Annotated in this window: 15 protein-coding genes; all 15 read left to right on the top strand. The window is 67.1% G+C overall.

The features are described 5' to 3' along the window. Positions 1-5 precede the first annotated feature (5 nt). The 15 genes from AADV74_RS12605 (at position 6) to AADV74_RS12675 (ending at position 20,552) form a co-directional block, all read left to right on the top strand. Positions 6-929 (top strand): cyclase family protein, encoded by a 924-nt coding sequence (locus AADV74_RS12605; RefSeq protein ID WP_342114580.1) that lies wholly within the window; start codon positions 6-8, stop codon positions 927-929. Positions 930-1,078: 149 nt separating this feature from the next. After that, positions 1,079-1,912, top strand: a complete 834-nt coding sequence (locus AADV74_RS12610) for an aldo/keto reductase (protein ID WP_342114582.1) — start codon at positions 1,079-1,081, stop codon at positions 1,910-1,912. A gap of 50 nt (positions 1,913-1,962) precedes the next feature. Continuing rightward, positions 1,963-3,417, top strand: coding sequence for an MFS transporter (locus AADV74_RS12615; protein ID WP_342114584.1), 1,455 nt, complete (start codon positions 1,963-1,965; stop codon positions 3,415-3,417). A 168-nt stretch (positions 3,418-3,585) separates the two neighbouring features. Continuing rightward, positions 3,586-4,620, top strand: a complete 1,035-nt coding sequence (locus tag AADV74_RS12620; protein WP_342114586.1) for a LacI family DNA-binding transcriptional regulator — start codon at positions 3,586-3,588, stop codon at positions 4,618-4,620. Positions 4,621-4,875: 255 nt separating this feature from the next. After that, complete coding sequence (gene mmsA, locus AADV74_RS12625; RefSeq protein ID WP_342114588.1) at positions 4,876-6,426, top strand: multiple monosaccharide ABC transporter ATP-binding protein; 1,551 nt, start codon at positions 4,876-4,878, stop codon at positions 6,424-6,426. Further along, entirely contained in the window at positions 6,426-7,775 is a 1,350-nt protein-coding gene (mmsB, locus tag AADV74_RS12630) for a multiple monosaccharide ABC transporter permease (protein WP_342114590.1), read from the top strand. Before mmsA (AADV74_RS12625) ends, mmsB (AADV74_RS12630) begins: the two co-directional genes overlap by 1 nt. A 59-nt stretch (positions 7,776-7,834) precedes the next feature. After that, positions 7,835-8,953: a substrate-binding domain-containing protein gene (locus AADV74_RS12635; protein ID WP_342114592.1), complete on the top strand. Its 1,119-nt coding sequence runs from the start codon at positions 7,835-7,837 to the stop codon at positions 8,951-8,953. Positions 8,954-9,316: 363 nt separating this feature from the next. Continuing rightward, positions 9,317-10,030 carry an L-ribulose-5-phosphate 4-epimerase gene (locus AADV74_RS12640; RefSeq protein ID WP_342115182.1) on the top strand — a complete coding sequence of 238 codons (714 nt, stop codon included), beginning with the start codon at positions 9,317-9,319 and terminating at the stop codon, positions 10,028-10,030. Then, positions 10,027-11,685 carry a xylulokinase gene (locus AADV74_RS12645; RefSeq protein ID WP_342114594.1) on the top strand — a complete coding sequence of 553 codons (1,659 nt, stop codon included), beginning with the start codon at positions 10,027-10,029 and terminating at the stop codon, positions 11,683-11,685. The genes AADV74_RS12640 and AADV74_RS12645 overlap by 4 nt, the downstream gene beginning before the upstream one ends. A gap of 56 nt (positions 11,686-11,741) precedes the next feature. Continuing rightward, positions 11,742-13,256 (top strand): L-arabinose isomerase, encoded by a 1,515-nt coding sequence (araA, locus tag AADV74_RS12650; RefSeq protein ID WP_342114596.1) that lies wholly within the window; start codon positions 11,742-11,744, stop codon positions 13,254-13,256. Between the two features lie 202 nt (positions 13,257-13,458). Beyond that, positions 13,459-14,544: a multiple monosaccharide ABC transporter substrate-binding protein gene (gene chvE / locus AADV74_RS12655; protein WP_342115183.1), complete on the top strand. Its 1,086-nt coding sequence runs from the start codon at positions 13,459-13,461 to the stop codon at positions 14,542-14,544. Between the two features lie 147 nt (positions 14,545-14,691). Then, on the top strand, positions 14,692-16,218 hold the full coding sequence (gene mmsA / locus AADV74_RS12660) for a multiple monosaccharide ABC transporter ATP-binding protein (RefSeq protein ID WP_342114598.1): 1,527 nt from the start codon (positions 14,692-14,694) through the stop codon (positions 16,216-16,218). Between the two features lie 53 nt (positions 16,219-16,271). Next, positions 16,272-17,516 carry a multiple monosaccharide ABC transporter permease gene (mmsB, locus tag AADV74_RS12665; protein ID WP_342114601.1) on the top strand — a complete coding sequence of 415 codons (1,245 nt, stop codon included), beginning with the start codon at positions 16,272-16,274 and terminating at the stop codon, positions 17,514-17,516. A 123-nt stretch (positions 17,517-17,639) separates the two neighbouring features. After that, entirely contained in the window at positions 17,640-19,019 is a 1,380-nt protein-coding gene (locus AADV74_RS12670) for a LacI family DNA-binding transcriptional regulator (RefSeq protein ID WP_342114603.1), read from the top strand. Between the two features lie 549 nt (positions 19,020-19,568). Further along, a complete protein-coding gene (locus AADV74_RS12675; protein ID WP_342114605.1) occupies positions 19,569-20,552 on the top strand; it encodes an ABC transporter substrate-binding protein in 984 nt (327 codons plus the stop codon). Positions 20,553-20,849 lie beyond the last annotated feature (297 nt).

Below are 20,849 nucleotides of genomic sequence, written 5' to 3' on the forward strand. Positions count from 1 at the left end.
CTGCCATGTCCGACTACCGTGCCCGATTCAACGCCGAGGTCGCCTTCATCAACGGAGGCGACCTGCGCGTCAGCGACTTCAGGCTCGACCTGCCCTCGGCGACGGTGACCGAGGCCGAGCTCGCCGAGCTCTTCGTGCGCCACCTCGGGCTCGCCCTCGTCGAGAGCGTCGACATCACCGGGTTCAGCATCATCGAGGAACGGCACAAGGGATCACGGGGAACGGATGCCGTGGCCTCCACCACCGCTCACGTCGTCGATCTCAGCCACACCGTCTCCGCGGGCCTCGTGACCTACCCGGGCCTGCCGGCTCCGGTGATCACGCCGCACCTCACCCGCGAGGACTCGCGCGCCAAGTACGCCCCGGGCACCGAGTTCGCCCTGGACGTCATCACCATGATCGGCAACACGGGCACCTACATCGACAGCCCGTTCCACCGCTACGAGGGCGGGACAGACCTCTCCGGCCTCGAACTCGAGACGCTCGTGGGGCTCCGCGCCGAGGTGTTCCACCTCGACGACGTCGCCTGGGGTACGGATGCCGCCACTCGAGGCATCCCGGCCTCAGTGTTCTTCGACCGCGACCTGGCCGACTCCGCTGTGCTCCTGCACACCGGATGGGACGTGCACTTCGGCCAGCCTGCGTACGCGAAGGGCTCGCCCTTCCTGACGGAGTCCGGGGTGCGGCACCTCGTCGATGCCGGCGTCACGCTCGTCGGCATCGACTCGCTCAACATCGACGACACCGAGAGCGGGGGAACGCGCCCGGCGCACAGCCTGCTGCTCGACGCCGGTATCCACGTCGTCGAGCACCTCACCAACCTGGGTGCGGTTCCGGCCCGCGGCGCGCGCTTCACGGCTGTGCCGCCGAAGGTCGCCGACTTCGGCACCTTCCCGGTGCGGGCCTTCGCCGAGCTTCCCGGTCGCTGAGGGTTCCCTCGTTCGCTGAGGCCCGGGCTCAGCCCGCGGTCAAAGCGCATTCGGGGGAGCGCTTCGGCCGCGGACTTCGTCCGGGCCTCACCGACCGGGGATGTCGTCAACCCCTCGCCTCCGTCGGCCGGGCGGCGCAGGATGGACGTATGGCTGAGATTCCGACGTACACCTTGAACGATTCGACCTCGATCCCCGCGATCGGGCTCGGCACCTATGGACTCCGCGGTGCAGCGGGCACCGAGGCTGTCGCCTTGGCGATCGGCAGCGGCTACCGGCTGCTCGACACTGCGCTCAACTACGAGAACGAGCGCGAGGTCGGCGACGGCATCCGCACCTCGGGAATCGATCGCAGCGAGATCGTCGTGACCTCGAAGATCCCCGGGCGCCACCACGGCTACGACGAGACCCTCGGCAGTTTCGCCGAGTCCTCGACGAACCTCGGACTCGACGTCATCGACCTCTACCTCATTCACTGGCCGTTGCCCGGGGTGGACAAGTACGTCGACACCTGGAAGGCCATGATCGCGCTGCGCGACGAGGGCAAGGTGCGCTCCATCGGCGTCAGCAACTTCACCGAGGAGCACCTCGAGCGCATCATCGGCGAGACCGGCGTGGCCCCGGCCGTCAACCAGGTCGAGCTGCACCCCTACTTCCCGCAGGCAACGCTGCGTGCATTCCACGAGCGGCATGCGATTCGCACGGAGTCGTGGAGCCCCCTCGCGAAGCGCACCGAACTCACCCGTGAACCCCTGCTCGTCGCCATCGCCGACAGCCACAGCGTCACTCCGACGCAGGCGGTGCTGCGCTGGCATCTGCAGCTCGGGTCCATCCCCATCCCGAAGTCGGCGGATGCCGCCCGCCAGCGCGAGAACCTCGACGTGTTCGGCTTCGAACTCAGCGACGACGAGGTCGCCACGATCTCCTCGCTCGAGCGCGGACGCCTCTGGGGCGGCGACCCGGTCACGCACGAGGAGTTCTAGCCCGCGATCTCGTTGCCGGCGCCGCCGACGGTCGTCCTAGGATCGAACGAGTGAGCACCGAATCGAACGCCGACGTCGAGCCGCAGAAAGACGCGCTTCGGCCGGAGACTCCGTCCGGGCCTCAGCGAGCGGATGCCGGGCGAGCGGACGTCGCTCCCACCCAGCCCTCCCCGTGGGTGCTCGTCGGCCTCATCTCCCTCATCGTGCTGAGCGCGTTCGAGTCGCTGGCGATCATGACGGCCATGCCGCTGGTCACGGCCGACCTCGACGGCGCCAACGCCTACGCCCTCGCCTTCTCGGCACCCATCGCCGCCGGAGTGATCGGCATGATCCTCGCCGGCGACTGGGCCGACAGGCGAGGGCCGCGCGCTCCGCTCTACGCCGCCGTCATCGCCCTCACCGTCGGCCTGCTGATCGCCGGGCTCGCCCCGACGATGCCCGTCTTCATCGGCGGGCGCATCATCCAGGGCATCGGCGGCGGTGCCATCACCGTTCCCATCTACGTGATCGTGGCGCGCGTCTACCCCGAGCTGCGGCATCCGCGCATCTTCGCGTCGTTCGCAGCGGCCTGGGTGCTGCCCTCCCTCATCGGTCCCGTGATTGCGGGCTCTGTGGCCGAATCGGTCGGCTGGCGCTGGGTCTTCCTCGGCGTCGTCGCCCTGGTCGTCGCCGCCCTCGCCATGGTCGGCATCGCCCTCCGCGGCAGGCTGACGGATGTCGCCGGCATGGCGCCCCGGTGGACACCCGTGCGTCTCGGCTGGTCTGTGCTCGCGGCGGCGGCGGTGCTCGCCCTCACCCTCACCGCCGAACTCGACGGAGCGCTGCGCTGGATCGTCGCCGTCATCGCCGTGGTCGTGGCAGCCGTCGCCCTGATCCCACTCGTGCCGCCGGGAACCCTGCGCTCGGCGTGGGGGCTGCCGTCGGTCGTGCTCGTGCGGCTGCTCATGGCGGCGGCATTCTTCGGCGCCGAGGCCTATGTGCCCTACCTGCTCGTGAAGCAGTACGACTACACCGCGGCGTTCGCCGGACTCGCCCTCACCGGCGCCGGCGTGGCGTGGGCGCTCGGCTCGCACCTGCAGGGACGAGCGGGGCACCGCATCCCCAGCGCCGACGTCGTGCGCTGGGGCGCGACCGGACTGTTCGCCGGCATCGTCATCGTCGGGCTGACAAGCGCACTGCACCTCTCGCCGTTCCTGGCGATCGGCGGCTGGGTCCTCGCCGGTGTCGGCATGGGGTTCGGTTACCCGCGGCTCTCCGTCCTGACCCTCGAATACTCCGACCTCGGAAACCAGGGCGCCAACAGCTCGTCCCTCGCCATCGCCGACGCCCTCGGGGCAGCTGCAGCGCTGGCGGCGACGGCACTCGCCGTCGTGACGGCCGCCGGAACGTCGGCAGAGGAGGCGTCGGCCGCTCAGTCCGGTGCCGGATTCACGGCGGCGTTCGCCGTCGCGGCCGCCTGCGGCTTCGCGGCGCTGGCACTGGGAGCTCGGGTTCGCCGTCGATAGCCCGCGCGGCATATGTGCGTGGCGCGGCTGAAGTTCGGCGTCGATTGTCGTGCTGTCACACGATCCGCGCGATGTGACTGTCACATCGTGAACTTTCGCATCCGTCGCTCATGTGCATAATTGATCTGAGCTTTTCCATGTGAACGTGAACATCCGAACGGTCCGTCAATGTCGCCAGAGCCGCAGAAGGGGCGAGCGCCCTCGATCCGCGATGTCGCGCGCCTCGCGGACGTTTCGCACCAGACCGTCTCCAGGGTGCTGAACGGGCACCCGAGCATCCGTGACGAGACGCGTCAGCGGGTACTCGATGCCATGGAGGCCCTGAAGTACCGACCCAACCGCGCTGCGCGGGCGCTCGTCACCAGCCGGTCGCGCACCATCGGCGTCCTGTCGGCGACGACGGGGGAGTACGGTCCGTCTTCGAGCATCGCCGCCATCGAGGATGCCGCCCGCGAGGCCGGGTACTTCGTGAACACCGCGAACCTGGCGGCGTCGACTCCGGCGGCCATCGTCGACGCCCTCAAGCACCTCGTGCTGCAGGACGTCGAGGGCCTGATCGTGATGGCGCCGCAGGTACGCGTCTTCGACGTGTTGGCCGGGATGGCCATCGACATCCCCTACGTGAGCCTGCAGTCCACAGGCCAGAGCGACCACCGCGCTCTCGCCGTCGACCAGATCGCCGGAGCGCGTGCAGCCACCCAGCACCTCATCGATCTGGGTCACCACGAGATCGTGCACCTCGCCGGTCCGCAGGACTGGATCGAGGCCGAGGCGCGCATGCGCGGCTTCCTCGACGCCATCATCGAGGCCGATCTCCGCACGCATCCGCCGATCCTCGGCGACTGGACAGCGGACTTCGGCTACTACGCCGGGCGGGAGCTGAGCCGCTACAGGGACTTCAGCGCCGTATTCGCGGCCAACGACCTCATGGCCATCGGACTCATGCATGCCTTCCGGGATGCTGGACTCGACGTTCCGCGCGATGTGAGCGTCGTCGGCTTCGACGACATCCCCGTGGCCCAGCACGTGTCACCGCCGCTCACCACGGTGCACCAGGAGTTCCGTGAGGTGGGGCGTCGCGCGGTGGCCCTGCTGCTCAGCGAACTGCGCGGCGAACCCGTCTCTCAGAGCGAGGAGATCGTGCCCGCTCTCGTCGTGCGAGGCTCCAGCGGCCCGGTGCACGCCGCCCTCGTTCATTACTGAGCCGTTACGAAAGTGTGACGCGAACTCAACTTGACACCGGTTCGCGGTGGAGGCACTATGAGACGCGATGTGAACGGTCACACGACCGCCGCATCCGAAATTCCGACCCATCCCTTTGACATCGGAGTCAGCCCGTGAGCTTCATGCCGCAGCCCAGCCGCCCAGCGGTTGTGCCGTCCATGACAGTGACGGACACTCGCGATGCGGGTGCGGCCGATTCCACGTTCAGCCACGGTTCGAAGGGACAGTCAAGCGATGCCGTCTGAGCAGCACCCCATCCTCGAGATGCGATCGATCACCAAGGAGTTCCCCGGCGTCAAGGCGCTCTCGGAGGTCTCCCTCACGGTGAACGCCGCCGAGGTCCACGCCATCTGCGGTGAGAACGGCGCGGGCAAGTCCACGCTCATGAAGGTCCTCTCGGGCGTCTACCCCGCGGGTACCTACACCGGCGAGATCGTCTTCCGAGGCGAGAAGGTGGAGTTCAAGGACATCCGCTCGAGCGAGAACGCGGGCATCGTCATCATCCACCAGGAGCTGGCGCTCATCCCCGAGCTCTCCATCACGGAGAACATCTTCCTCGGCAACGAGCTGGCCCACCGCGGCGTCATCGACTGGGTGGCGGCGAAGGCGAAGGCCACCGAGCTGCTCGCCCGCGTCGGCCTCGATGAAGACCCAGACCGCCAGATCAAGAACATCGGCGTCGGCAAGCAGCAGCTGGTCGAGATCGCCAAGGCGCTCAACAAGGACGTCAAGCTCCTCATCCTCGACGAGCCGACGGCCGCACTGAACGAGAACGACTCGCAGCACCTGCTCGACCTCATCCGGGGCCTCAAGGGCAAGGGCATCGCGTCGATCATGATCTCGCACAAGCTCAACGAGATCGAGCAGGTCGCCGACTCCATCACGATCATCCGCGACGGCAAGACGATCGAGACCCTCGACATCGCCGCAGGCGAGATCAACGAGGACCGCATCATCCGCGGCATGGTCGGCCGCAGCCTCGAGAGCCGCTTCCCCGACCGCACGCCGAACATCGGCGAGGTGTTCTTCGAGGTCAAGGGCTGGACGATCCAGCACCCCCAGGTTCCCGAGCGTCTGGTCGTCAAGGGATCCGACCTCTACGTGCGCCGTGGCGAGATCGTCGGGCTCGCCGGCCTCATGGGCGCCGGCCGCACCGAGCTGGCCATGAGCCTCTTCGGGCGCTCCTACGGCAGCTTCGTCTCGGGCACGATCGTCAAGGACGGCGAGCAGATCGAGCTTCGCGACGTGTCGCAGGCCATCGACGCCGGCCTCGCCTACGTGAGCGAGGACCGCAAGGTGCTCGGCCTCAACCTGCTCGACGACATCAAGGCCTCGATCGTCTCGGCCAAGCTCAAGAAGATCTCACGCGGCCAGGTCGTCGACGACACCCGCGAATACCAGGTCGCCGAGGAGTACCGCAAGGCGCTGCGCATCAAGGCGCCGAGTGTCGACATGGGAGTGGGCAAGCTCTCCGGTGGAAACCAGCAGAAGGTCGTCCTCGCCAAGTGGATGTTCACCGACCCCGACCTGCTCATCCTCGACGAGCCCACCCGCGGCATCGACGTGGGTGCCAAGTACGAGATCTACACGATCATCCAGGCGCTGGCCGCGCAGGGGAAGGGCGTGATCCTCATCTCGAGTGAGCTCCCCGAACTCCTCGGCATCGCCGACCGCATCTACACCGTCTTCGAAGGCCAGATCACCGGTGACATCCCCGTGACGGATGCCAACCCCGAAACCCTGATGAAGAGCATGACCTCCGCACGGAAGAGAGTTCAGAACTGATGAGCACCGACACGAGTTCGACCAGCTCGAACACCACCGCGACGCAGAAGCGCAAGATGTTCGGCGGGGCCAACCTCCGCCAGTTCGGCATCCTGGGCAGCCTGGTCATCATCATCCTGCTGTTCCAGCTGTTGACGTACCTGAAGAGCGGTCGCGGTCTCACTCTCGACCCCAACAACCTCATCAACGTCATCAACCAGTACTCCTACATCCTGATCCTCGCGATCGGAATGGTGATGGTGATCATCGCCGGCCACATCGACCTCTCGGTCGGTTCGGTCGCGGCGTTCACGGGCATCGTGGTGGCGAAGGCCATGGCCGACTGGAACCTCCCTTGGCCGCTCGCCATCGTCCTCGGCCTCGTCGTGGGAGCCGCGATCGGCGCCTGGCATGGCTTCTGGGTGGCCTATATCGGGGTGCCGGCCTTCATCGTGACATTGGCCGGCATGCTCATCTTCCGTGGTGGCAACCAGTTCATCGGGCAGTCGACTTCTGTCCCGGTTCCGAGCGAGTTCACCTACATCGGCGCCGGCTACATCCCTGACTTCGGACCGTTCCCGTTCAGCACCGGAACGATGATCCTCGGCGTGCTCGGTGCCGCCTGGATCGTCTACCACGAGTGGAACGCGCGCCGCATCCAGAAGAAGATGGGCTCCGAGACCTCGCCGGTCTGGGCGGCAACCGTCAAGGTCGTGCTGCTCGCCGGCGTCATCCTCGTCGCAGCCTGGCTCTTCGCCACCGGCCGCGTGGGCACCAGCTTCCCGATCTCGGGCATCATCCTGGTCGCCCTCGTGATCCTCTACTCGTTCATCACCCGAAGCACCATCGGCGGCCGTCACATCTACGCCGTGGGTGGCAACCGTCTGGCCGCCACCCTCTCGGGTGTGAAGGACCGCCGGGTCGACTTCTTCGTCATGATGAACATGTCGGTGCTCGCCTCAGTCGCAGGCATGATCTACGTAGCACGCGCCACGGCCTCCGGCCCGCAGGACGGCAACGGCTGGGAGCTCGACGCCATCGCCGCCGTCTTCATCGGTGGAGCGGCCGTCTCGGGCGGTATCGGAACCGTCATCGGCTCCATCGTCGGTGGTCTGGTCATGGCCTTCCTCAACAACGGCCTGCAGCTGATGGGCGCCAGCGCCGACATCGTGCAGATCATCAAGGGCCTCGTGCTTCTGATCGCCGTGGGTGTCGACGTCTACAGCAAGAGCCAGGGTCGCCCGTCGATCCTCGGCATCTGGTCGCAGCGCCGCAAGGCCCGTGCCGCCGCCGACGAGCCCACGCTCGAGTCCGCAGGCACAGTGCTCCCGACGAACGACAACGCCTCGGCCGAGTCGCTGCGCAGCTGACCCACCTCAAGAACCTGCACCATCCCCCTCACCACCACCACCAAGAGAAAGTGAAATCAATGAAGAAGATCGCTTTGGCAACAGTCGCGGTTGCAGCCGCAGCTGCCCTCGCGCTGTCGGGCTGCTCGTCCGACCGCGGCAGCAGCACCGGCGGATCCACGGAGGCCGCTTCCGGCTTCGCTGCGGACTCCGCCATCGGCGTGGCCCTGCCCGACAAGACCTCGGAGAACTGGGTTCTCGCCGGCGGCCTGTTCGAGGACGGACTGAAGGAAGCCGGATTCAAGGCTGACGTGCAGTACGCCCCCGCCAGCAACACCGTCGCTGAGCAGCAGAACCAGATCTCATCGATGGTCACCAACGGCGCGAAGGTCATCGTCATCGGCGCGAAGGACGGCAAGCAGCTCGGCACGCAGCTGCAGCAGGCTGCCGACGCCGGCGTCAAGATCATCGCCTACGACCGCCTCATCGAGAACACGCCGAACGTCGACTACTACGTCGCGTTCGACAACTTCAAGGTCGGCCAGCTCCAGGGCCAGGCTCTCCTCGAGGGTCTCGAGAAGCGCTCGGGTCACGCTGCACCGTGGAACATCGAGCTGTTCTCGGGCTCGCCCGACGACGCCAACGCCGCCGTGTTCTTCAACGGTGCGATGGACGTTCTTCAGCCGAAGATCGACGACGGCACCCTCAAGGTCGTCTCGGGTCAGACCGAGGTCGCCCAGACGGCCACCCAGGGCTGGGAAGCTGAGAACGCCCAGAGCCGCATGGACACGCTGCTCACGGGTAACTACACCAGCACCACGCTCGACGGTGTTCTCTCCCCGAACGACACCCTCGCTCGCGCCATCATCACCTCGGTGAAGCAGGCCGGCAAGGACATCTCGAAGATAACCGTCACCGGTCAGGACTCCGAGGTCGAGTCGGTCAAGTCGATCATGGCTGGAGAGCAGTACTCCACGATCAACAAGGACACCTCGCTGCTGGTCGAGCAGACCATCAAGATGATCGGCCAGCTCCAGAAGGGCGAAGAGGTCGAGGTCAACGACACCGAGCAGTACGACAACGGCGTGAAGGTCGTTCCGGCTTACCTGCTCGCTCCGGTCATCGTGACCAAGGACAACGCAGCTGAGGCGTACAAGAACAACCCGAACCTCCTCGACATCGTGAACGCCGCTTCCTAGGCAGCATTCACTTCGTCACGGATGGCCCTCGCTCCCTCGGGAGCGGGGGCCGTCTGCCGTTCTCCCTGACGGATGCCGCGAGTTGCCCACTTCCGCCAGTGCGACCACCGCGACACCCGCGGAAGTGGGCGCCTCGGCGCATTCCGCGTACCCCTCTTAATGCGTGGGCAGGTCACAGCTTGGTCACGGCGCATGAATCGATACCTGTACGGCTTGCATTCCGACCGTTCGTTAGCGCTAACATAGACGGAGGCTGTTAGCGCTAACGACGTGGCAGCCTCCGACGCCGCCGTCTCGTGGTGCGTCGGTGTGCATCACGACGAAGGAGTTGCGACGGTGGCATCAGCATCCGGCCAGGAGAGCATCAAGCGCTCCGTCTTCACCGCCGAGATCGAAGCCGCCATCCAGCAGGTGCGCGCAGACGTCGCCGCACTTCACTCCGAGCTCACCCGCTACGGCCTGATCGTCTGGACCGGCGGAAACGTGTCCGGTCGCGTTCCCGGAGCCGACCTCTTCGTCATCAAGCCGTCGGGCGTCTCCTACGACGACCTCGCCCCAGACAACATGATCCTGTGCGACCTCGACGGCGCCGTCATCGCAGGCACCCCCGGCTCCGACCGCAGCCCGTCGAGCGACACGGCAGCCCACGCCTACGTCTACCGCAACATGCCCGACGTCGGTGGCGTCGTGCACACCCACTCCACGTTCGCCGTGGCCTGGGCCGCACGCAATGAAGAGATCCCCTGCGTGATCACGGCGATGGCCGACGAGTTCGGTGGGCCCATCCCCGTCGGCCCGTTCGCGATCATCGGCGATGACTCGATCGGTCGCGGCATCGTCGAGACCCTCTCCGGTCACCGCTCGCGCGCCGTACTCATGGCCAATCACGGCCCGTTCACCATCGGCAAGGACGCCAAGGATGCGGTCAAGGCCGCCGTCATGGTCGAGGACGTCGCCCGCACGGTGCACTACGCCCGCGAGGCCGGACCGCTCGTCCCCATCCCGCAGCAGGCCATCGACAGCCTCTTCGACCGCTACCAGAACGTCTACGGGCAGTCTGGGGACGCACGCCGATGAGCGATTCCACCAGCACCACGGATGCCGCTCGCACGGCCATCCTCGAGGGGCGCACGTCGCTCGGCATCGAGTTCGGCTCGACGCGCATCAAGGCCTGCCTCATCGGCGAGAACCCCGGCGACGTGCTCGCCGTGGGCAGCCACGAGTGGGAGAACCAGTTCGTCGACCGCGTCTGGACCTACTCGCTCGACTCCGTCTGGGCCGGCGTGCAGGCGGCCTACGCCGACCTCGTCGCCCAGGTGAGCCGCGACCACGGCGTGGAGCCCACCACCTTCGGTGCCATCGGCGTCTCGGCGATGATGCACGGCTACCTGGCCTTCGACGCGGCCGACGAGCTGCTGGTGCCGTTCCGCACCTGGCGCAACACCTCGACGGGTCCGGCCGCTGCCGAACTCAGCGAGAGCTTCGGCGTGAACATCCCGCTGCGCTGGTCGATCGCCCACCTGCACCAGGCCGTGCTCGATGACGAGGCCCACGTCCCCGACGTCGCGTTCCTCACGACCCTCGCCGGCTACGTGCACTGGAAGCTCACGGGACGCAAGGTCATCGGCGTAGGCGACGCGTCAGGCATGTTCCCGATCGATTCAGCCACGTACGACTACGACGCCGGCCTCATCGCGATCTACGACGATCTCGTCGCCGACCGCGCTCCCCAGCTCCGGGTCGCCGACCTGCTTCCCGAGGTGCTCGTCGCCGGTGAGGCTGCCGGCACCCTGACCGTCGAGGGCGCCGCACTCCTCGACCCGACGGGCGCCTTGAAGCCCGGCGCCCTGCTCTGCCCGCCCGAGGGCGACGCCGGCACCGGCATGGTGGCAACGAACTCGGTCGCACCGCGCACGGGCAACGTGAGCGCCGGCACCAGCATCTTCGCCATGGTGGTGCTCGAGGCTCCGCTCGCGCAGGTGCACCACGAGCTCGACCTCGTCACGACACCGGCCGGCGACCCCGTAGCCATGGTGCACTGCAACAACGGCGCCAGCGAACTGGCGGCGTGGGTGAGCGTGTTCTCGCGCTTCGCCGCCGCATCCGGAACCCCTGTCGACACCGATGCCGCGTTCGGCGTGCTGCTGCGAGAAGCACTCGAGGGCGAGGCGGATGCCGGTGGCATCATCGCCTACAACCACCTCGCCGGCGAGCCGATCGCCGGACTCACCGAGGGCCGCCCGCTGGTCGTGCGCACACCGGACAGCAGGCTCACGCTCGCGAACTTCATGCGGGCCCAGGTCTACGGCGTGTACGGCACCCTCAGCCTCGGCATGCGCGTGCTCGCCGACGAGGGCGTCTCGCTCGACCGCATGTTCGCCCACGGTGGCATCTTCCGCACCGCCGGCGTCGCCCAGCGCCTGCTCGCCGGCGCCCTCGACGCCCCCGTCGCCGTCGGCGAGACGGCCAGCGAGGGCGGCGCGTGGGGCATCGCGGTGCTGGCGTCGTACCTGAGGGCGCAGTCCAGCTCGGCTGCGGCCTCCGGCACGGCGGCATCCGGCACGGCGGCATCCGGAACCGACCTCGGAACTTACCTGAACGAGAGCGTCTTCGCCGACGCCGGGTTCGACACCGTCGCGCCCGTCGCAGAGGACGTCGCGGGCTTCGCCACCTTCCTCGACCGCTATCGGGCCGGCCTCGCCGCCGAGGCAGCCGCCGTGCAGGCGCTCTGACCGAGCGACCGACGCACCCATAACCGACACCGACCACAGCACCAGGAGACCAGCACATGACCCGCACCGCCCTCACCACCTCGCTCGAGCAGTACGAGGTCTGGTTCCTCACCGGAAGCCAGGGCCTCTACGGCGAGGAGACCCTGCGTCAGGTGGCCGAGCAGTCGCGCGCCATCTCCGACGAGCTCGGTGGCGGCGTTCCGGTCAAGGTCGTCTGGAAGCCGGTGCTCACAGACTCCGACAGCATCCGTCGCACCGCCCTCGAGGTGAATGCGGCTGACAACGTGATCGGCGTCATCGCCTGGATGCACACGTTCAGCCCTGCCAAGATGTGGATCGCCGGCCTCGACGCCCTGCAGAAGCCGCTGCTGCACCTGCACACGCAGGCCAACGTCGAGCTGCCGTGGGGCGAGATCGACTTCGACTTCATGAACCTCAACCAGGCCGCCCACGGCGACCGCGAGTTCGGCTACATCCAGACCCGCCTCGGCATCGCCCGCAAGACCGTCGTCGGCCACGTGTCGAACCCGGCCGTGCAGCAGCAGGTGGAGACCTGGCAGCGCGCCGCGGCCGGCTGGTCGGCATCCCGCACCCTGAAACTCGCCCGTTTCGGCGACAACATGCGCTACGTCGCGGTGACCGAGGGCGACAAGACCGAGGCCGAACTGCGCTTCGGCGTGCAGGTCAACACCTGGGGGGTCAACGAGCTGGCGGATGCGGTGGCCGCTGCATCCGAGGCAGACATCGACGCCCTCGTCGCCGAGTACGAGGAGCTCTACGAGGTCGTTCCCGAGCTGCGTGCCGGCGGCGACCGCCACCAGAGCCTGCGCGACGGCGCCGCGATCGAGATCGGGCTGCGCTCGTTCCTCGAGGAGGGCGGCTTCGGCGCCTTCACCACGAGCTTCGAGGACCTGGGCGCCCTCAAGCAGCTGCCCGGCCTCGCCGTGCAGCGCCTGATGGCCGAGGGCTACGGTTTCGGCGCCGAGGGCGACTGGAAGACCGCCATCCTGGTGCGCGTCGCCAACGTGATGGGCTCCGGCCTCCCCGGAGGCGCGAGCCTCATGGAGGACTACACCTACGACCTCGTCCCCGGCAACGAGCGCATCCTCGGCGCCCACATGCTCGAGGTATCGCCGTCGCTCACGACGTCGAAGCCCACGTTGGAGATCCACCCGCTCGGCATCGGCGGCAAGGACGACCCCGTGCGCCTGGTCTTCACGGCAGACCCCGGTCCCGCCGTGGTCGTCGCGCTCTCCGACATGCGCGACCGCTTCCGCCTCACGGCGAACGTGGTCGAGAATGTGTCGGCTCCCGAGCTGCCGAAGCTTCCCGTCGGCCGTGCCGTCTGGAAGCCGGCTCCCGACTTCGCCACGAGCGCCGCCTGCTGGCTCACCGCCGGCGCGGCGCACCACACAGTCATGTCGACAGCCGTGAGCGTCGACGTGTTCCGAGATTTCGCCGAGATCGCTCGCACCGAGCTTCTCGTGATCGATGAGACCACCACCCAGCGCGACTTCGCGCGGGAGGTGCGCTGGAACCAGGCGTACTACCGCCTGGCGCAAGGCCTGTAAACGCAACACCCAGCACCAACAGCACCACACAACTCAACAAACCCGTCGCACGGTCACCCGGCCGCGCGGCTCACGGGATCCGGTGATTCATGGACGACACCGGATCCGCACCTCACCAAGTGAACAACGGTGTCCATCAGTGAAAGGAAACACAGTGAAGACCACCAAGAAGGTCCTTCTCGCCACGCTGGCAGCGGGCTCCATGCTCGCTCTCGCGGCCTGCTCCGGCGGCGGCGCAGGCGGCGGCGCCACCGAGGGTGCCCAGGGAGACGGCGGCCTCATCGGCGTCGCGATGCCCACCAAGAGCTCCGAGCGCTGGATCCAGGACGGCAACGCCGTCAAGGAGCAGCTCGAGGCCGAGGGCTTCAAGGTTGACCTGCAGTACGCAGAGGACGACATCCCCACGCAGGTCTCGCAGATCGAGAACATGATCACCAAGGGTGCAGAGGCCCTGATCATCGCTTCGATTGACGGCACCACGCTGACGCAGGTGCTGCAGGATGCCGCTGACGCGGACATCCCGATCATCGCCTACGACCGCCTCATCCGCGACAGCGAGAACGTGGACTACTACGCCTCGTTCGACAACTACAAGGTCGGCGTGCAGCAGGCCAACTCGATCCTCAGTGGCCTCGGCCTCGTGGACCTCGAGGGCGCTCCCGTCGCTGACGCACCCAAGGGACCGTTCAACATCGAGCTGTTCGCCGGTTCGCCCGACGACAACAACGCCACGTTCTTCTGGAACGGTGCGATCGACACCCTGCAGCCCCTGATCGATGACGGAACCCTCGTCGTCAAGAGCGGCCAGACCGACTTCCAGCAGGCCGCAACGCTGCGCTGGGACGGCGAGGTCGCACAGAGCCGCATGGAGGACATCCTCACCAAGAGCTACTCCGACGGCTCGAAGGTCAACGCCGTGCTCTCGCCCTACGACGGTCTGTCGCGAGGCATCATCTCGGCTCTGACCGACGCCGGCTACACCGTTGGCGCCGAGTGGCCCTTCATCTCCGGCCAGGACGCCGAGCTCGACTCGGTCAAGGCCATCAACTCCGGTGAGCAGTACGCCACCATCTTCAAGGACACCCGCAAGCTCGCGGTCGTGGCCGTGGACATGGCGACCGCCCTGCTGAACGGTGAGGAGCCCGAGGTCAACAACACCGAGGACTACGACAACGGCAAGAAGGTCGTTCCGTCGTACCTGCTCGAGTCGCAGATCGTCGTCAAGGACAACGTCAACGAGATCCTGGTCGACAGCGGCTACTGGACCGAAGAGGAGATCAAGGGCTAATACCCTCGATCACCCGATCGTCCCGATGATCGACTGACGCGTGTCGGGGCCTGGGTGCGAGTAATCTCGCAGCAGGCCCCGGCACGCCGACGTCGCATCACCACTCCCGTCCGTCCCGGAGCACCCGGCGAGGAAGCAGGAATACGAATGACGAACATTCTCGAGATGCGCGGCATCACGAAGACGTTCCCCGGCGTGAAGGCGCTCTCGGAGGTGACCCTCGAGGTCGGCCGCGGTGAGGTCCACGCCATCTGCGGCGAGAACGGCGCCGGAAAGTCCACGCTCATGAAGGTGCTCTCGGGCGTCTACGGGCACGGAACCTACGAGGGCGACATCGTCTTCGAGGACGAGGTGGTGGAGTTCAAGGACATCACCGACAGCGAGGCCAAGGGCATCGTCATCATCCACCAGGAGCTGGCGCTCAGCCCCTACCTCTCGATCGCCGAGAACATCTTCCTCAACAACGAGGTCAAGGGCCGCGGCGGCCTCATCGACTGGAACAAGACCAACCACGAGGCCCAGACGCTGCTGCACCGCGTCGGCCTCCGTGACAACCCGACGACGAAGATCATGAACATCGGCGTCGGCAAGCAGCAGCTCGTGGAGATCGCCAAGGCACTCTCGAAGCGCGTGAAGCTGCTCATCCTCGACGAGCCCACTGCGGCCCTGAACGACGAGGACTCCGATCACCTGCTCGACCTGATCCTGCACCTCAAGGAGCAGGGCATCACGTCGATCATCATCAGCCACAAGCTCAACGAGATCAAGAAGATCGCCGACACCGTGACGGTCATCCGTGACGGCAAGTCGATCGAGACGATCGCCAAGGCCGACGTCTCCGAAGAGCGCATCATCAAGGACATGGTCGGCCGCGACCTCGAGCACCGCTACCCGGAGCACACGCCGAACATCGGCGAGGAGCTGCTGCGGGTCGAGGACTGGACCGCGCACCACCCGCAGGACACCTCGCGCGTGATGGTCGACAACGTGAACATCACCGTGCGCGCCGGCGAGATCGTCGGCATCGCCGGCCTCATGGGCGCCGGTCGCACCGAGTTCGCGATGAGCCTGTTCGGTCAAACCTACGGATCGCGCATCTCCGGCAAGGTGTTCAAGCGCGGCCAGGAGATCAAGACCCGCACGGTGTCCGAGGCGATCGACAACGGCATCGCGTACGCCACCGAGGATCGCAAGACCTACGGTCTCAACCTCATCGAGGACATCAAGCGGAACATCTCGATGGCATCCCTCGGGAAGCTCGAGAAGTTCGGCCTCGTGCACGACAACGAGGAGTTCAAGGTCGCCAACGAGTACCGCACGTCGATGAACATCAAGGCGCCGAACGTGCTCGTGAAGACCGGCAAGCTCTCGGGCGGCAACCAGCAGAAGGTCGTGCTGTCGAAGTGGATCTACTCCGACCCGGATGTCCTCATCCTGGACGAGCCCACCCGCGGCATCGACGTCGGCGCGAAGTACGAGATCTACACGATCATCAACAGGCTGGCATCCGAGGGCAAGGGCGTCATCGTCATCTCCTCCGAGCTGCCCGAGCTGCTCGGCATCTGCGATCGCATCTACGCCCTCTCGGAGGGGCGCATCACCGGGGAACTGCCGATCGATGAGGCGACCCCCGAAGCCGTACTCAAGCTCATGACCATGGAGAAGCCCCGCTAGCGGCGTCGCTGGCCCGCCTTCGCTCCACGCACCTTCCATAGAGGAGACATCACATGTCAGATCCCAACGCTCCACTTCAGACCGAGACCCGGGTCGAGGGCGGCAACGTCAACCCCATCCAGAACAAGTTCACCGACCGCCTCAGCCACATCCTGAGCGACCTCGGCAAGAACGGCATCTTCATCGCCCTCATCATCGTGGTGGTGCTGTTCTCGTTCCTGACCGATGGCATCCTGCTGCGCCCGCAGAACATCTCCAACCTGATCGTGCAGAACGGCTACATCCTCGTTCTCGCGATCGGCATGGTGATGGTGATCATCGCCGGCCACATCGACCTGTCCGTCGGATCGGTGGCCGCCTTCGTCGGCGCCTGCTCCGGCCTGTTCGCGGTCACCTGGGGCATGCCCTGGTGGCTGGCCGTCATCCTGTCGCTCGCGATCGGTGCCGCCGTCGGTGTCTGGCAGGGCTTCTGGATCGCCTACGTCGGCATTCCAGCGTTCATCGTGACGCTGGCCGGCATGCTCATCTTCCGTGGCCTGGCGCTCGTCGTGCTCGGCAACGCCAACATCGGCTCGTTCCCCACGGAGTACCGCGCCCTCGGCAACGGCTTCGTGAACGGCATCTTCGGAGAATCCGACCCTGACATCTTCACGCTCGGCATCGGTGCGCTGGCTATCGTCGCCCTGATCGTGCAGCAGCTGCGCACCCGCCGCGGACGCCAGAAGTACGGCCAGGAGGTGGAGCCGATCGTCTGGTTCTTCACCAAGCTGGTTCTCGTCTCGATCGCCATCGGCTTCTTCACCTACGCGCTCGCGTCGTACAAGGGCATCCCGGTCACGCTCATCATCCTGGCGGTGCTGGTCATGGTCTACGGCGTGGTCATGAACCGCTCGGTGTTCGGGCGCCACATCTACGCGATCGGCGGCAACCGTCACGCGGCCGAGCTGTCGGGCATCAAGACCCGACGGGTCGACTTCTGGCTGTTCGTCAACATGGGCTTCCTCGCGGCCCTCGCCGGCCTCATCTTCACCGCCCGCCTCAACCTCGCCGGACCGAAGGCCGGTGACGGCTTCGAGCTCGAGGCCATCTCCGCCGCCTTCATCGGTGGAGCGGCTGTGCAGGGCGGTGTCGGCACCATCGGCGGCGCCATCATCGGTGGTCTGATCATCGGTGTGCTGAACAACGGCATGTCGATCATGGGCATCGGCATCGAGTGGCAGCAGGCGGTGAAGGGCCTCGTGCTCCTTCTCGCCGTGGCCTTCGATGTCTACAACAAGCGTCGCTCCGGCGGCCAGTAGGTCCCTCCTCTGTGGTGGTGGTGGGACGGCGGCGGCCGGGCTGAGGAAGTCCGGCCGCCGTTGGCCGCTCTGCTGCACGCAGCGGTGGCCTGAACTTTTCTGATCTCGAGGGGGAGACGCGTGATGAGCGCAACGGATGCCGCTGAGCCTGCGGGTGCTGGTGTCGCGGATGGCGGCGCTGCTGCCGCTGCTGGCGCTGCTGACGCGGCCGATGGTGCGGGCGCCGGTGTGGCCGGTGCCGGTGTCGCGGCATCCGTCGCAGTGTCGGTCACGGCATCCGGCAGCGCATCAGGGAGTGCGCGTGCAGCGACGATGTTCGACGTCGCGCGGGTGGCCGGCGTCTCGCACCAGACCGTCTCGAGGGTGCTCAACAACCTGCCGGGCGTGCGCGCCTCGACCCGGGTGCGGGTGGAGCACGCGATGGCGGAACTCTCCTACGTGCCGTCGCCGGCAGCCCGCACGCTGGCGTCGCGCCGCTCGCAGACCATCGGCCTGATCCAGGCCGGCCGGCCGGACTACGGACCGTCGAATGCCGCGCTCGCCTTCAACGAGGCCGCCCACGCCGCCAACTACACGGTGACGCAGGCCGGTATGCGCGAGTTCGACGCCGCCTCGCTGCGGGCCGCCGTGCAGATGATGGTGCGCCACAACGTCGAGGCCATCGTGCTCATCTCGGGCGAGCGGCAGGCGCTCGACATCATCCGCGGCATCGAGCGGTCGGTGCCGTTGGTCGCCGTCTCCTCCGAGGACGTCGGGGGCTTCCACCGCGTGGCCATGAACCAGTACGAGGGCGCACGCCTCGCGGTGGAGCACCTCATCTCGCTCGGGCATACCGACATCGTGCACATCGCCGGTCCAGCCGACTCGATGGACGCCACCGAGCGCGTGCGGGCGTGGGGCGACACCCTCGCCGAGCACGGCCTGTCGCAGCGTCCGGCGATCATCGGCGACTGGCAGTCGACGAGCGGCTATGCGGCCGGGCAGGCGCTGGTCGATGCGGCCGGTACCGGTACCGGTACCGGTGCTGGTGCTGGTGCTGGTGTTGGTGCTGGCGCTGGTGCTGGTGTTGGTGCTGGCGCTGGTGGTGGAGCTGGCGCCGAGGCTGGTGCTGGTGCCGCGGGCGCCGGCGGTGCTGGCGTCGGTGTTGCTGGTGCTGGTGCTGGAGCTGCCGGTGGCGGCGCTGACGCAGCGGCGGCCGCGCTCCCCAGTGCCATCTTCGTCGGCAACGACCAGATGGCGCTCGGTGTGCTGCACGCCCTCCGCGATGCCGGCATCCGTGTGCCGGAGGACGTGAGCGTCATGGGATTCGACGACATCCCCGAGGCGGCGCACTTCGCGCCTCCGCTCACCACCATGCGGCAGGACTTCTCGGCGCTCGGACGCGACATCATGGCCACGGTGCTCGACGTACTCGACGACGAGCAGCACGCCGACGACCGCGCGAGTCGCGTCTCGGAGCTCATCGTGCGCGAGAGCACCGCCCCGCCACGCGCCGGCGCCTGAGGTTCGGTTCGCCCGGTGGTCGCGGCGCACTTGCGCCCCTGCGCCCCTGCGCCACTGCGCCCCTGCGCAACTGCGCGCCTGCGCTTGCGTGCCCTCGCGCCCACTCCGGATGCCGCGAGTCGGCCGACCGCCGCTCTCGGCGGTGTTTCGATGGTCTGGCGGGGGTTCCTGCACCCGCCGAGCCACCGATACCCCGCCGAGTCCAAGCGCCGGCGTGTTCGGCCCGCCTTTGGCGCGGGGGCCCATGGGGCGACGCGGGCCGCTGCGCAAGGTGGGCCCGAGCGCGGCCGAGGGCCTCGAGCGCGCCGGTCGACGGCATCCGCGGCCAGTATGCGCCCGAAGCGGGCCGCCAATATGAGCGCTCACATTGCGAATTGCAACGGATGCATAACGACCCGGAAACTGGGGGCACATCTCGGCGGATGCCTATTGTGAACCCTCACATGTTATCGCTAACATTTCGAGCACGACCAGAATGGCCTGGTCGCCCGGCACCGAGAATCGCAGCACGTTCCCCGCCGGGACACTGAACAAGGAGGTTTGGTAGAGATGAAGAAGATCATCGGATTGGCCGCGGCCGGAGCATTGCTCCTCGCCCTCGCCGGCTGTGCAGATGGCGGCGGCAGCGCCGAGTCAGAAGGACCCAAGGAGCTCAGCGACCTCACCGTCGGCTTCGCCCAGGTCGGTGCCGAGAGCGGATGGCGCACCGCGAACACCAAGGACATCCAGGACTCCTTCGAGGAGGCCGGCATCCCGCTCAAGTTCTCCGACGCGCAGCAGAAGCAGGAGAACCAGATCAAGGCGATCCGCTCGTACATCCAGCAGCAGGTCGACGTGATCGCCTTCTCGCCGGTCGTCGAGACCGGATGGGACGCCGTGCTCAACGAGGCGAAGGACGCGGGCATCCCCGTCGTGCTCACCGACCGCGCGGTCGATTCCAAGGACGAGTCGCTCTACGTCTCGTTCCTCGGCTCCGACTTCGTGGAGGAGGGGAAGAAGGCAGGCGACTGGGCCCTCGCCGAGTTCGCCGAGGCCACTGAGCCGGTCGAGATCATCCAGCTCGAGGGCACCACGGGCTCCGCTCCGGCCATCGACCGTGGCGAGGGCTTCGCCGCCGCAATCGCGGCGGACCCCAACCTCGAGGTCGTTGCCTCGCAGACCGGCGACTTCACCCGTGCGGGCGGAAAGCAGGTCACTGAGGCTCTGCTCAAGTCCAACCCGGGCGTCGACCTGATCTACGCGCACAACGACGACATGGGCCTGGGCGCGATCGAGGCCATCGAGGCCGCCGGTCTCGTTCCCGGCAAGGACATCAAGATCGTCACGGTCGACGCTGTGAAGGACGGCATGCAGGCCCTCGCCGACGGCAAGATCAACTTCATCGTGGAGTGCTCGCCGCTTCTCGGCAAGCAGCTCATCGAGATCGTCGAGCAGATCAACAACGGCGAGACCCCCGAGAAGCGCATCATCACGGAGGAGACGACCTTCACCCAGGAGCAGGCCATCGAGGCCCTGCCCGACCGCCAGTACTGAGCACGAACGGTCCGGTCGGCCTCGGCTGAGCGGCACCATCTGACGGTGACGGATGCCGGCCGGCTGCGTGAGCGGCCGGCATCCGTTCCTCCCACGAACGGCGGCGAGTGCTGCCGCCTGGGGCGACACGCCCTCGGTGGGTGCGCGGTGTCCATGCCGCGCACCCGCCACACTCGAACGACACGTGAGACCCGCGGCATCCGGTGCCGCACGCACTGAACGCACGATCAGCACGATCAGCTGGAACGCACGAAACGCACCGCAGCACCACCAGAACCACAGCCCCTCGACGGAGAG

This window comes from Leifsonia stereocauli (genome assembly GCF_038432415.1).
Classification (GTDB): Bacteria; Actinomycetota; Actinomycetes; order Actinomycetales; family Microbacteriaceae; genus Orlajensenia; species Orlajensenia stereocauli.

Bases quoted from the DNA above. Each gene is read 5' to 3' on its own strand.
- mmsA (WP_342114588.1), top strand. From the start codon at position 4,876: ATGCCGTCTGAGCAGCACCCCATCCTCGAGATGCGATCGATCACCAAG.
- araA (WP_342114596.1), top strand. From the start codon at position 11,742: ATGACCCGCACCGCCCTCACCACCTCGCTCGAGCAGTACGAGGTCTGG.
- AADV74_RS12635 (WP_342114592.1), top strand. From the start codon at position 7,835: ATGAAGAAGATCGCTTTGGCAACAGTCGCGGTTGCAGCCGCAGCTGCC.
- mmsA (WP_342114598.1), top strand. From the start codon at position 14,692: ATGACGAACATTCTCGAGATGCGCGGCATCACGAAGACGTTCCCCGGC.
- AADV74_RS12670 (WP_342114603.1), top strand. From the start codon at position 17,640: ATGAGCGCAACGGATGCCGCTGAGCCTGCGGGTGCTGGTGTCGCGGAT.
- mmsB (WP_342114590.1), top strand. From the start codon at position 6,426: ATGAGCACCGACACGAGTTCGACCAGCTCGAACACCACCGCGACGCAG.
- AADV74_RS12620 (WP_342114586.1), top strand. From the start codon at position 3,586: ATGTCGCCAGAGCCGCAGAAGGGGCGAGCGCCCTCGATCCGCGATGTC.
- AADV74_RS12675 (WP_342114605.1), top strand. From the start codon at position 19,569: ATGAAGAAGATCATCGGATTGGCCGCGGCCGGAGCATTGCTCCTCGCC.
- AADV74_RS12610 (WP_342114582.1), top strand. From the start codon at position 1,079: ATGGCTGAGATTCCGACGTACACCTTGAACGATTCGACCTCGATCCCC.
- chvE (WP_342115183.1), top strand. From the start codon at position 13,459: ATGCTCGCTCTCGCGGCCTGCTCCGGCGGCGGCGCAGGCGGCGGCGCC.
- AADV74_RS12645 (WP_342114594.1), top strand. From the start codon at position 10,027: ATGAGCGATTCCACCAGCACCACGGATGCCGCTCGCACGGCCATCCTC.
- mmsB (WP_342114601.1), top strand. From the start codon at position 16,272: ATGTCAGATCCCAACGCTCCACTTCAGACCGAGACCCGGGTCGAGGGC.
- AADV74_RS12605 (WP_342114580.1), top strand. From the start codon at position 6: ATGTCCGACTACCGTGCCCGATTCAACGCCGAGGTCGCCTTCATCAAC.